We start from the raw sequence: 13772 nt of genomic DNA, 5'->3' as shown, positions 1-13772 counted from the left end.
TAGTGAATATTTGAAACTTCAAAGCTTGTTTGTCTGCAAGCAAAGAAGTTTTTCACATAGTTCGTTTTTTGTTGATATGGAGACTGAATGGTTCATCGGATCAGCCTCCGCTTATTCTATAAACATTAGTCTCTTTCACCAATCGGTACAAACGTTTGAAGATCAGGTCCAATGTAATCAGCTCTCGGACGGATGAGACGATTGTTGTCATATTGCTCTAAAATGTGTGCAATCCATCCAGAGAATCGACTAATCACAAAGATTGGTGTGAATAAGTCATGATCAATCCCAAGACTGTGATATACAGATGCAGAATAAAAATCAACATTTGGTGGAAGATTCTTCTCTGATGTCACGATTTCCTCTGCGCGAACAGACATTTCATACCATTTCGGCTCGCCAGTGAGGTTTGTTAAGCGCTGGCTCATTTCTTTTAAGTGCTTTGCACGAGGGTCACCTTGTCGGTATACTCTGTGGCCAAAGCCCATGATTTTCTCTTTCTTCTCTAGCTTACCATGAATATATGAATCTACGTTTTCAACTTCCCCAATTTCTGTGAGCATCTTCATGACGCCTTCATTGGCACCACCATGAAGAGGCCCCTTTAGAGCGCCAATGGCAGCTGTCACACCAGAGTAAATATCTGATAGTGTAGCAACACATACTCTCGCTGTAAATGTCGAAGCGTTCAATTCATGATCTGCATGTAGGATCAAAGCTTTATCAATGGCTTCAATTTCTACTGAAGATGGTTCTTCTCCCTTAAGCATATACAAGAAGTTCTCAGCATAGCTGTATTCTTCTTTCGGTTGTACAGGCTCAAGTCCCTTTCGAATGCGTGAAAATGCAGCGACAAGTCCTGATATTTTCGCCTGAAGACGAATGGCTTTTCGGTAATTCGCTTCTTTGTCCATGACCTCTGATTCGTCATCAAGTAAGCCTAATAAGGATACTGCCGTCCGAATCGCTGACATTGGATGAACACTGTCAAGCGAATAAGATTGAAAGTGCTCAATGATTTCCTGCGGAATTTGAGCGTTCTCATTGAGCTGCTGTTTTAGTTCACTTAGCTCCTGCTCATTCGGCAGCTTTAAGTGCCATAACAGGTAGACAATTTCTTCGAATGAAGCTTTTTCAGTTAAATCATCGATATTGTACCCTACATAAGTAAGAGTATCATCAATAATTGAGCTTACGGATGAAGTTGTTGCCACGATACCTTCAAGACCTCTTGTTGCTGTCATGTTAATCTCCCCTTTTTAAAAAAATTCCCCTTCGTTGCAGAATCCTCGCTTTTGAAAGCGCTATCCTATCCAAATATGACGATAGGTTTTAAAAAGTAAATGCTTACATTTACCTATACGGTAAGAGCGCTTTTCGACTCATTTATCTTGTGTGATGCATGAGTTTAAAATTAAGCCTATTCCCATTATAAACAATAATCAGACATTTGTTAAATGTTTAACTATAATTTTTTTTGATATTTTTTTTCCTAGCCTATCGTTTCCGGCATGGAATCTAGGGATTTTCATTCTTATATTATATTTAATTATGTTTTTTTGCAAAAGCTCACAAAACAAAAATAAAAAAAGAGAGTGGCATCACCACGCTCTCTTTATCCGCTAAAAAACTTCACAGCCTGCATTGCTAAATAAGCAATTCCTGCCCCGATCAGTGGACCAACTGCCACTCCTTTAAATAAACTAACTGCCAAAATTGTACCAAACACAAGTGCTGTCGTAATATGCGGATCATTTTCCAGTAGGACAATGCCATTCTTCGCAATGAGTGCTACTAATATACCCGCACCAAGTGCAATCCAAGCGTAGGATGATTTCATGGCTTCTCCAAGCTGTTTAAATCCAATGTCACCTGTTGCAATTGGAACGAGTACCGCAATTGTAATGACTGTCACACCCCAATTGATGCCTTTTGATTGCAGCATCGGGAAAATCTTTTGATCGAGTCCAACGAGCTTTATGACAATCAGCACAGAGACCGCCAAAATTAATGAATGATTTTTTGCCATAAGTGCGATTACAAGTAAAAGAGCTAAAAATAAATTGGCTTGAGTAAACATACGCCGCCGCACCTTCCTTTCTTTTTATTGCGACCTTTTCATATTACTCATCTTTTTGAATAAAATGAAGTATCGGACATGCTTGTTTTTGGGGAGGGGATTGTGTGAATCACACCTACGTGGCCATTTTTCTTCGAAGTTTGATGATGCTAAGTATTACTGTGTTTGCGGTTGTTCTTATCTATCAATCATTTCCTTTAGTCTACCCATTTTGGATCGCACTGATCGTATCCTGTTTGATTCATCCTGCTGTATGTAAAATAGAAGAACTGACTGGAATGCCAAGAGGGTTTGTTGTCATCATTGTTCTTTTACTCTTTTTAGTTATTGCCGCAGGGGTTATCACACTGTTAGTAGCAGAAATCATTTCTGGAAGTGCTTATTTAGCAAAGGTGTTACCTGGTCATATTGATCAGATGATTGCGATTGTGGAACGGTTCTTTACACATAAAATTCTCCCTTTATATCATGATTTGACCGCACAATTTAATGCACTGCAAGCAGGACAAAAGGAATCTATTTTGGGACAAATCCAAGCACTTGGTGATGAAGGTGCAGCGAAAATCGGGACTTTCCTTTCGAAAACACTCGAATTCATTCCAGCTTTTTTAGGTCTTTTGCCGGATGCAGCTGCGACCATTTTATTTTCAGCACTTGCCACATTTTTTATCACAAAAGATTGGTTTACTTTAAAAACATATAGTGGACGCCTTTTTCCTGCAAAGTGGTTATTACATACACGCGCCATCTTTTCTGAAATCAAAAAAGCCATTTCTGGATTTATGAAAGCCCAGCTTCTGCTCGTAGCCATGACCATCGGTATTGTCTTCATTGGATTGATTATTTTGAAGGTAGAACATGCTTTTGTCGTGTCGCTAAGTATCGGTCTTGTTGACTTACTTCCTTACATAGGGAGTGGCACGATCTTTTTACCATGGATCATTTATTCGGCGGTAACAGGTAAGCTCTCGCTTGCAATTGGCTTAGGTATTTTATATATAGTCGTTTTAATTCAAAGACAAATATCTGAGCCAAAAGTCTTAAGCAAATCCATCGGTCTTCATCCACTGGCCACACTCATTGCTTTATTTGTCGGATTAAAATGGTTAGGCTTTCTCGGTCTAATGGTTGGTCCTGCTGTCTTAGTCATTTGGCAGGCATTTCGTAACGCTGGTGTTTTTCGAGATATCTATCAATACATCATACATGGCGCACAAAAAGAATAGAGACCTCATGTGAAGGTCTCTTTAGCGAATGATCGTAAAACGTCTACGATTAGACATGTGTCTGAACCAACGCTCAAACAGAGGCTTGAATCGCTTTCTCGTAAATGGCATCAGGAGCAACGCCCCAATCGCATCAGATAAAAAGCCGGGAATCAGAAGAAGTAAGCCACCAGCAAGAATGCAGAAGCCATCAACGATCGTGGAACCTGGCATTTTGCCGTATTGTAAATCTCGTTGTACCTTTTGAAATGCTTCGCTTCCTTGTTTCTTTGCAAAATAAGCACCTAGTGCGCTTGTGAGTACAATCAGTAGCATGGTTGGGAGAATCCCAATCACTTTACTGGATAATAAGAACAAACTAATTTCCACTGCAGGAAACAGAATGAGTAGGAGCAGTATATATTTCAACCATATCACCTCATAGGGTTTCATTCATACCTGTTTTCTTTTACAGTTTAACATAAAAAAAGAGAGGAGTCTTATCACTCCCCTCTTGTATGGTTTAAAGGACGCTTGCACGGCCTTTATAGATCGCGCCTCTTGCTGGATCTACTGTAATTTCTTCGCCTTCTTTTAGAAGCGTTGTTGCGTTCTCAAGTCCGACGATCACTGGAATTCCAAGGCTGAGTCCAACGACAGCTGCATGGCTTGTTAAACCGCCTTCCTCTGTGATAAGAGCTGATGCTTTCTCTAGAGCTCCCATCATATCACGGTCTGTGCAGTTTGCGACAAGAATAGCACCTTCTGTCATTTTCTCCTCTGCTTCTTTACCACTTTGTGCTACCACAACTGGTCCAAATGCAGATTTACGGCCAATGCCTTGTCCTTTGGCAATGACGTCACCAACGACGTAGACTTTCATTAAGTTCGTTGTACCAGCCTCACCAACTGGAACACCTGCTGTAATGACAATCAAGTCACCGTGTCTAACAAAGCCGCTTTCAATTGATTTTTCAACCGCATTCTCAAGCATTTCATCAGTTGAATTCGTATTTGAACCGCTCTTGGCAAAGACACCAAATACGAGCGATAGTTTTCGTGCAACTGATTCATTTGCTGTCACAGCCACAATTGGTGCTTTTGGTCTATATTTTGAAATCATTCTAGCTGTATGACCACTTTCAGTAGGCGTCACAATCGCTGCCACGTCAAGTTTCATTGCAGTATGTGCAACAGATTGTCCAATCGCATCTGTGATGCTCACTTCAACTTCTTCGCTTCTGCGAGAAAGAATCGCTTTATAATTCAATGCGTCCTCTGAACGTGAAGCTATGTTGTGCATCGTTTGGACAGCTTCAACAGGATATGTTCCTGCTGCTGTTTCTCCAGACAGCATGATCGCATCTGTACCGTCTAAAATGGCATTGGCTACGTCACTTGCTTCAGCACGAGTTGGACGAGGGTTGCGCTGCATACTATCAAGCATTTGTGTAGCGGTGATGACAGGCTTACCTAATTTATTACATTTCTTAATTAACATTTTTTGAACAAGTGGTACTTCTTCTGCAGGGATTTCTACACCTAGATCTCCACGTGCCACCATCAGACCGTCTGACACTTCAAGGATTTCGTCAATGTTGTCGACGCCTTCTTGGTTTTCAATCTTAGGGATGATTTGAATATCAGCACCATTGTTCTTTTCTAAAAGCTCACGAATTTCAAGCACATCAGATGCTCGTCTGACAAAAGAAGCTGCGATGAAATCAACACCTTGCTCGATTCCGAAAAGAATATCGCTCGCATCCTTTTCAGTGATACCAGGAAGATTGACACTTACACCTGGAACGTTCACACCTTTTTTGTTTTTCAGCGTACCTGTGTTCATGACCTTTGTGACAATTTCTTTGCGGTCAACGTTTAATTCTTTGACCTCTAAACCGATGAGGCCATCGTCAAGTAGAATCGTTGAACCTACTTGTACATCGTGAATTAAATCTTCATATGTCACACTAATTTTTTCGCTATTTCCAACAATATCTTCCATACTGACGATAAGGTCGGTACCAGCGACTAATTCAATTGAGCCATTCTCAACTGTACGTGTACGAATTTCCGGACCTTTTGTATCAAGAAGGATCGCAATGTCCTTGCCTAGTGTTTTGCCAGCTTGACGAATATTTTCAATACGTGCACCATGCTCTTCATAATCTCCATGAGAGAAGTTTAGTCTGGCTACATTCATTCCTGCTTCAATCAAATCAGTCAGCTTTTCAATGCTTTCGCTCGCTGGACCAATTGTACAAACGATTTTTGTCTTTCTCATTACTGTTCCTCCTAAGGTCTTCTCGTTTTATATAGAGAGCTCTTGTGAAAGTCGGTACATACTTTGATCGACTGTGTGTTTTTTATCTAAGATGTCCAAAATGTCGTGATGCACAAGTTCGTTGCTGAGGATTCCAACACAACGACCGCCTTTTCCATCAAGAAGAAGTTCTACGGCGTATGCACCTAAACGACTCGCTAGCACACGGTCAAACGCACTTGGAGAACCGCCGCGCTGAATATGTCCTAGGACAGATACACGCGTTTCAAGGCCTGTCTCCTCATCAATTCGTTTAGCAAATTCAACACCGCTGCCAACACCTTCAGCGACAATGATGATACTATGCTTTTTCCCGCGCTCATGTCCTCTTCTCAATCTGGCAACAATCTCGTCCATATCATAGTCTGCTTCAGGAATCAAAATTGATTCCGCCCCACCAGCAAGTCCTGACCAAAGGGCAATATCACCTGCGTGTCTACCCATAACCTCTACTACGTATGTACGTTCATGAGATGTGGCTGTATCACGAATTTTATCAATCGCATCAATCACTGTATTAAGGGCTGTATCAAAGCCAATCGTGAAATCAGTACCTGGGATATCGTTATCAATCGTGCCAGGTACACCGACACATGGGAAACCTAGCTCAGTTAATTTCTTCGCACCCATGAATGAGCCATCCCCACCGATGACAACAAGTCCTTCAATACCGAATTTTTTTAAGTTTTCAATCGCTTGTTCACGACCTTCGGTTGTCTTGAATTCAGGACACCTTGCCGTATAAAGTTTCGTTCCACCGCGATGAATAATATCGCCTACGGAACCTAATTCTAGTTTCTCAATTTTACCGTTAATTAGACCTGAATATCCATTGTACACACCGTAAACTTCAACATTATGGAAGATTGCTTTTCTGACAACTGCGCGCACAGCTGCATTCATTCCTGGGGAATCCCCACCGCTCGTTAAAACTCCTATACGCTTCATCTTTTTCACCTCAGAGACCATATATGAATTAAACATACCATTTCCACTGATTGAAAACAATCTTAAGCAAAACTGGCTGTTTTCAATACGAATTTCTAAAACCGTACCTATTATACAATTAAATAAACTGTTTTTAAACAAAAGTTAAGAAAGTCATGAAAGCAATTGTCTTGATATTGAGTTGATGATCGGTCTGTAAACCTTATGGGATCAACGTTTTCAGACATTTTAAATTTTATGAAAACAAAAGAAAATTATTTTCAAATAGCGCTTTCATCTTGAGGTTTTTCCTGAAAAAGATGTGAAACGAGAAAAAAATAAACGCCAGCCTCATAGGCTGTACGTTTATTTAGTTTACCCCAATATATTGATCTTCAACCGATACTTTCCCGATTGCTTTGTATTTTTGATATCTTTGGTCAACTAATTCTTCTGGCGTTAGTTTGAGCAAAGATGTAAGTGATTGCTTTAATATTTTTTCCATGTAGGCCGCTTGTTGTTTAACGTCTCGATGTGCTCCACCTTGAACTTCTTTAATAACATCATCTATAATATCTAATTCTTTTAGGTCTGGAGCGGTGATTTTCATTGTTTCTGCAGCTTTTTTAGCAAGTGACGAATCCTTCCAGAGCAGTGCAGCTGCACCTTCAGGTGAAATCACTGAATATGTTGAGTTTTCTAGCATAAATAGGTGGTTTCCTACGCCTAAACCAAGTGCCCCACCACTTCCACCTTCTCCAATGACAATACAGACAACTGGTACACGGAGTCCTGCCATTTCGAATAGGTTTTTAGCGATGGCTTCACTTTGCCCACGTTCTTCGGCTGCTTTACCAGGATAAGCTCCTTTTGTATCAATAAAGCAAATGATTGGGCGATTGAATTTGTCCGCTTGTTTCATTAAGCGCAATGCCTTGCGATAGCCCTCAGGATGTGGCATACCGAAGTTACGGCGCAAGTTTTCTTTCGTGTCTTTTCCGCGCTGATGTCCAATGACTGTGACTGGAAGGCCTTTAAACGTGGCAATTCCGCCAACGATGGCTTCATCGTCGCCATAAAAACGGTCACCATGGCATTCGAAAAAGTTGTCAAACAGCTCCTGAATGTAATCGAGAGTTGTCGGACGCATTGCATGTCGTGCAATCTGCACTCTGTCCCATGGCTTTAAATTTGTGTAAATGTCCGCTTCTAGCTTACTTAGACGTGTTTCAAGACGCTCGATTTCCGCGCTCAAATCCATTTCTGAGTTTTGTGTGAACTTTTTCAGTTCTGCAATTTTTGCTCGAAGTTCGATGACAGGTTTTTCAAATTCTAATTCTCCAGCCACTCTCGTTCACCTCCTGTGCTGTGTAATGCTAGGATTTGGCCTAGTTTTTCTTTCATGTTCGCACGATGGATAACAGCATCCAATTGTCCATGCTTCAATAAAAACTCAGCCGTTTGGAAATCCTCAGGCAAGTCTTCACGAATGGTTTGCTCAATGATTCTACGACCTGCAAACCCAATGAGTGCACCAGGTTCTGCAAAGTTGTAATCACCAAGAGACGCAAAACTAGCCGATACCCCACCAGTCGTTGGGTTCGTCATCACAGAGATGATCAAACCTTGATCCTCACTGAATAGCTTTAGGGCCGAACTTGTTTTGGCCATCTGCATGAGACTAAGAATTCCCTCTTGCATTCTTGCTCCGCCTGACGCAGTAAAGATAATGAATGGCACCTTGTCCGCTTTTGCTTTCTCGATAGCTAGGGTAATCTTCTCACCTACAACCGAGCCCATACTTCCCATACGGAATGTAGCATCCATGATAGCGATGATGGCTTTTTGGCCTTCAATCTCACCTTTACCTGTAACGATGGCTTCATTCAATGATGTTTTCTCTCTGTCTTTCTCAAGCTTTTCTTCATAGCCTGGGAAACCGAGCGGATTCTCTGAAATCAGATGATCATTAAATTCTTCAAATGTTCCTTCGTCTACAAGGCTTTCGATTCGCTGTTTTGCATTCATTTGCAAATGTCTGTCGCAATTCATGCAAACACGTAAATTTTTATCTAGTTCTTTGGTGAGCATTATCTTTTTACATTGCGGACATTTGGTCATAATGCCTTCAGGCACATCTTGACTTGCCTGTTCAGAGGGTACAGATGCATATTTTTTCTTTTTACTGAATATGTTCTTGATTGACAAATGACTACCTCCCTTTTTGAAGGGTTTTTTCTTTACACGCACATCCACTATTATAGGACATGTCATCACTGTACCGAAACTATTGTACTTTTTTTGTCAAACGATGTCATCCTTCATTCCTTTTTTCTAGCGGGGTTTTGATGAGAATTGTGAATGTGTTAGGGGCGCTGAGCAGTTGATATATTTGAATTGTGAACGTCTACAAAAAAATCTGGTGCGGAATGAAAAAAATTTCAGATGACGAAGGAAATGAGGCACGTTTTTTCCTTAAATTCGGAAAAAACGCGCACACTTTTCCAGTCATTATTGACCGATAATCGTTAATTTTCTTGTTTTTTCTGCGACAGCTTCAGGGTCAACTTTGATTCTTGCAACACCTGTTTCCATCGCTGCTTTCGCCACTGCTTTGGCGACCGTTGGTGCTACACGTGCATCAAACGGTGCAGGGATCACATATTCTGCCGTCAACTCTTCATCTGAAACGAGGGAGGCAATGGCTTCCACTGCGGCAATTTTCATTTCTTCGTTAATGTGTGTCGCACGTACATCAAGTGCTCCGCGGAAAATACCTGGGAATGCTAGTACATTATTCACTTGGTTTGGGAAGTCTGAACGACCAGTTCCTACAACACTTGCACCTGCTGCATGTGCATCTTCAGGCATAATCTCTGGATTTGGATTTGCCATCGCAAAGATCACCGGATCTTTTGCCATTTTCCCAACCATTTCTTTCGTTAAAGCACCCGCAGCTGAAACGCCGATGAAGACATCTGCTCCTTCAATGACTTCTTCTAATGAACCTTCTTTGCGGTCTTGGTTCGTGAAAGTCGCCACTTCGTTTTTCACTGCATTCATGCCATTCGGACGGCCTTCGTAAATTGCGCCTTTTGTATCACACATAATGATGTCACGTACACCGAAATGATACAGAAGTTTGATAATCGCAATCCCTGCTGCTCCAGCACCGTTTGCAACCACTTTGATGGAGGACATTGATTTTCCAGAAAGTTTCAGGGCATTGACAAGTCCTGCGACTGTCACAATCGCTGTACCGTGTTGATCATCGTGGAAAATCGGAATGTTTGTCTCTTTTTTCAAACGCTCTTCAATGATAAAGCAGTTAGGCGCTGCAATATCTTCAAGGTTGACACCGCCAAAAGTTGGCTCAAGGAGCTTCACAGTTTCAACAATTTTGTCTACATCATTTGTGGCAAGTGCAATTGGAAATGCATCTACGCCTGCGAAACTTTTGAATAGGACGGCTTTTCCTTCCATAACTGGAAGAGATGCTTCAGCCCCAATATTTCCAAGGCCTAAAACAGCACTACCGTCTGTGACAACAGCGACCATATTGCCTTTCATTGTATAATCATACACTTTGCTTGTGTCGTCATAAATATCTTTACATGGTTCTGCAACACCAGGTGAATAAGCCAAGCTCAAGTCTTTTGCATTTTTCACTTCTACTTTTGATTTTGATTCGAGTTTGCCTTGATTCTCTTTGTGCATATGTAATGCTTCTTCTCTTAATGACATGTGATGAACACTCCTTCAAGTGAATATGGATTTAAATAATTGCTAAGGTGATAAGCACATACTGGTTGTTTTTCAATACACAGAATCTTTAAAATGATAACACAATAGGCGAATTTGTAAAACACAATTAAACGATTTATCATCATTTAATCACAACGTTTTGTTCACCGAGCAGTTCTTTCAGCTGGAAAATCACAGCATGATCTGTATGGACCTTGTAAGCATCAGGTAGCCTCATTGTCTTTTTTTGTTTTTCATAATACAAATAGACATCCGCTTCTCCGCGATGTTGTGAGATCACACGTTTTACTTGCTCCAGCAGCTCTTGCGTATGGTTCTCTTCTTTCACCCGTATATAGACAGCCTCTGCTTTTTTTGTGTCCATTTCTTCAAGTAGAACTGCCTCTTGCACAATGATTTGACTGCTGTCGTTTCTGTGTTCTATTCTGCCTTCCACATAAAGCATTGCGCCTTCCTCCAGTAAAGGAGACAGCTTTCTAAATTGCTCTGGAAAGACAACGCCTTCCATTTCTCCCGTTTCATCCCCAAATGTGACAAATGCCATCGATTGTCCATTTTTTGTCCGAATCGATTTCACCTTTGTCAAAAGACCACCCAAAGAGATTTTTCGCTTAATATAGGAAGAAAGTTTGATGATTTCCACTGCACCATTCTCTTTTAAGCGATCTCGGTACGCTTGTACTGGATGATTTGATAAATATAACCCCAGTGCCTCTTTCTCAAATTGCAGAAGGTCGACTAGCGGCAGCTCGTCAATTTCAGCATATTTTGGCTTGATGGAGAAGGTTGTATCCCCAAGAAAGTCTAACTGATCCTCTGGCGTTAAAAATGACACATGATCTAATGCAATATCTATAGATGCTAATAACGAAGCACGATTTGGATGAAATTCATCCATCGCCCCTGAAAACACGAGCGCTTCAATCGTTTTTCTGTTTACACTCTTTGGTGAGACTCTTGCACAGAAATCAAATAAATCTTCAAATGGCTTATCCTGCCTTGCTCTGTATATCTCTTTAACAGCTGACACTCCGACATTTTTGATCGCCCTTAAACTGTAGCGGATCTCCCCTTTTTCAACCGTAAATGGAAACTCACTCTTATTAATAGAAGGCTTCAACACAGATATCCCTTTTTCCTTTGCCTCATAAAAATATTGAGCGACTTTGTCTTCATTTCCAATCACACTCGTTAAAAGTCCGCACATAAAATAAAGCGGATAATGCGCTTTTAGATAAGCAAGCTGAAAGCCAATCATGCTATATGCGACAGCATGGCTTCTATTAAAACCATAGTTTGCAAATTTGACGATTAAATCATAAACGTCATTTGCAATGTTAACAGAATACTCCTTTTTTAAGCATCCTTCAACAAAATGACTTCGCTGTGCATCAAGGATCTTTTTATCTTTCTTCGAAACGGCTCTCCTTAACAGGTCAGCTTCCCCTAGTTGAAAGCCTGCCATCTTTTCTGCAATCAGCATAATTTGTTCTTGATAGACAATGACACCGTATGTATCTTTTAAAATGTCATACAGATCAGGGTGAGGATAAGAGACTTTCGCTCTGCCATGCTTTCGATCAATAAATAACGGAATATTTTCCATTGGACCTGGTCGATAGAGCGCGTTCACCGCGACGATGTCTTCTAAACTGGATGGTTTTAGCCTTCTAAGTACTTGGCGCATCCCTTGTGATTCCAGCTGGAAAATCCCTGTCGTATCTCCTGCCGATAACAACTCAAATGTTTTTTTGTCCTGATAAGAGATGTCACTAAATCGAATATGGACATGTTCTTGTCTTTCGATTTGATTTTTAATGGATTCAATTAATGTGAGGTTTCTTAAACCTAGGAAATCCATTTTGAGTAGCCCGAGGTCTTCTAAATAGTTCATGGCATACTGCGTTAAGTACACCCCATCATGACCATCTTGAATCGGAACGACTTCGGTGAGTGGCTCTTCACTTAAGACTACGCCCGCAGCATGAGTCGATGTATGTCTTGGCAACCCCTCTACCTTTAAAGCTGTTTGAAAGACTTCTCGAAGCTCCTTTGATTGTTGGAGCATTGTTTTTAATTCAGGTGAGGTGTACACCGCCTCTTTGAGTGTCATTCCTGGCTTTGAAGGGATCAGTTTTGCTAGACGATCTGCTGCCTTTGAATCAATGCCCATCACACGTCCGACATCTCGTAAAGCGGCTTTTGCAGCAAGTGTCCCAAATGTCACGATTTGCGCCACATGCATGTCACCATATTTGTTTTTCACATAAGAAATCATTTCATCTCGTCTCGTGTCCGGAAAGTCAATATCAATATCTGGCATGCTAATTCTCTCGGGATTTAAGAATCTCTCAAATAAAAGCCCGTGCCGGATCGGATCAACATCAGTAATCAATAAAACATATGCAACAAGAGAACCTGCCGCTGATCCACGCCCTGGTCCCGTCACAATGCCCTGCCCATGTGCATACTTCATAAAATCCCACACAATGAGAAAATAGTCACTGAAATTCATCTTCTGTATAATATCCAATTCATAATTGAGTCTTTTGACATACGTTTCATCTGATTCGATTTTTCTTTTTACCATTCCTTCTGCACAAACTTTTCTTAAAAACTGATCTGCTGTTGAATGATCAGGCGTCGGATAAGATGGCAGTTTGGTTTGACCGAGGTTTAAGTCGACCTCACACCGTCTCGCAATGTCGCTCGTTCTTGACAGGAATTCAGGATCGTCCGCATACCATTCCTTCATTTCTTCTATCGATCTGAAGTGCTTGTCTTCTTCTTCTTGTGCCATATCTGAAAGCAGCCGGCCTGCTTTAATCGCTTTTAAGCAAGTATAAGCCGTCTTGTCGTCCCGATTGATATAGTGAACATCGCCAGTGGCGACAAGCGGGATACCTGTGCTTTGAGAGACATCACGTAGCCTTTCAACAAGTTGGTCGTCTTGTTGGAACGGCTGAACCGCTACATAAAAAGATCCCTCACCGAAGATACCTTGCAAATGTCTCGCTGCCTCGCATGCTTCCTCCAGTTGATCTTGCTGCAAGAGCGTTTCGATGTATCCTGACACACCTGGTGTTATGGCAATGAGACCATGATGATAGCTTTTGAGCCATTTTTCTTTCAAACCAGCTTTTGATTTCGATTTTAAGACACTACTTATTTTGATGAGATTTTGATAGCCTTCATTCGTTTCCGCAAGGAGTACCAATGGATAAGCCTCTGTCTCTTGTTCATCGATGAAGACAGAAGCTGTTAAACCGATGACAGGCTTGATGCCTTGCTTTTTACATTCCTTATAAAACTCAACCGTTCCATACATCACATGATCATCGGTGAGAGCGAGCGCCTTGTAGCCTAGTTCCTTGGCCTTCATTACTAGCTCCTTTACCTTAGCTGCACTATTTAATAAGCTGTATCCACTGTGGACCTGAAGATGAACATAAGACATGCTTAATCCACTCCT

The 13772-nt window shown here is 41.2% G+C and carries 10 protein-coding genes; 1 reads left to right on the top strand and 9 read right to left on the bottom strand.

Translation table 11 applies throughout. The features are described 5' to 3' along the window. Window positions 1-125: 125 nt before the first annotated feature. Together citZ and AB1K80_RS03865 are read right to left on the bottom strand one after the other, a co-directional pair. Window positions 126-1244 (bottom strand): citrate synthase, encoded by a 1119-nt coding sequence (citZ, locus tag AB1K80_RS03870; RefSeq protein WP_412855303.1) that lies wholly within the window; start codon window positions 1242-1244, stop codon window positions 126-128. A gap of 371 nt (window positions 1245-1615) precedes the next feature. Then, entirely contained in the window at window positions 1616-2080 is a 465-nt protein-coding gene (locus AB1K80_RS03865; protein WP_412855302.1) for a DUF441 domain-containing protein, read from the bottom strand. A 104-nt stretch (window positions 2081-2184) separates the two neighbouring features. Here AB1K80_RS03865 and ytvI point away from each other — a divergent pair, with 104 nt between their 5' ends. After that, window positions 2185-3306, top strand: coding sequence for a sporulation integral membrane protein YtvI (ytvI, locus tag AB1K80_RS03860; protein WP_412855301.1), 1122 nt, complete (start codon window positions 2185-2187; stop codon window positions 3304-3306). Window positions 3307-3327: 21 nt separating this feature from the next. Here the strand turns inward: ytvI and AB1K80_RS03855 are convergent, their stop codons facing one another. The 7 genes from AB1K80_RS03855 to dnaE all read right to left on the bottom strand — a co-directional run bounded on the left by AB1K80_RS03855 (window position 3328) and on the right by dnaE (window position 13757). Next, window positions 3328-3714 carry an FxsA family protein gene (locus AB1K80_RS03855; RefSeq protein ID WP_412855300.1) on the bottom strand — a complete coding sequence of 129 codons (387 nt, stop codon included), beginning with the start codon at window positions 3712-3714 and terminating at the stop codon, window positions 3328-3330. 94 nt (window positions 3715-3808) lie between these two features. Continuing rightward, complete coding sequence (gene pyk / locus AB1K80_RS03850) at window positions 3809-5569, bottom strand: pyruvate kinase (protein ID WP_412855299.1); 1761 nt, start codon at window positions 5567-5569, stop codon at window positions 3809-3811. A gap of 27 nt (window positions 5570-5596) precedes the next feature. Then, window positions 5597-6556, bottom strand: a complete 960-nt coding sequence (pfkA, locus tag AB1K80_RS03845; protein WP_412855298.1) for a 6-phosphofructokinase — start codon at window positions 6554-6556, stop codon at window positions 5597-5599. A 349-nt stretch (window positions 6557-6905) separates the two neighbouring features. Further along, window positions 6906-7883: an acetyl-CoA carboxylase carboxyl transferase subunit alpha gene (accA, locus tag AB1K80_RS03840; RefSeq protein ID WP_412855297.1), complete on the bottom strand. Its 978-nt coding sequence runs from the start codon at window positions 7881-7883 to the stop codon at window positions 6906-6908. After that, entirely contained in the window at window positions 7868-8743 is an 876-nt protein-coding gene (accD, locus tag AB1K80_RS03835; RefSeq protein WP_412855296.1) for an acetyl-CoA carboxylase, carboxyltransferase subunit beta, read from the bottom strand. The genes accA and accD overlap by 16 nt, the downstream gene beginning before the upstream one ends. 303 nt (window positions 8744-9046) lie before the next feature. Next, window positions 9047-10279 (bottom strand): NAD(P)-dependent malic enzyme, encoded by a 1233-nt coding sequence (locus tag AB1K80_RS03830; protein WP_412855295.1) that lies wholly within the window; start codon window positions 10277-10279, stop codon window positions 9047-9049. 142 nt (window positions 10280-10421) lie between these two features. Continuing rightward, window positions 10422-13757 (bottom strand): DNA polymerase III subunit alpha, encoded by a 3336-nt coding sequence (dnaE, locus tag AB1K80_RS03825; RefSeq protein ID WP_412855294.1) that lies wholly within the window; start codon window positions 13755-13757, stop codon window positions 10422-10424. Window positions 13758-13772: the final 15 nt, after the last annotated feature.

It is taken from the genome of Bacillus sp. 179-C3.3 HS (genome assembly GCF_047229225.1).
GTDB lineage: Bacteria > Bacillota > Bacilli > Bacillales > Bacillaceae > Bacillus.
Note: the sequence above shows the minus strand (reverse complement) of the source record. Positions and strands in the feature narration are given on the sequence as shown.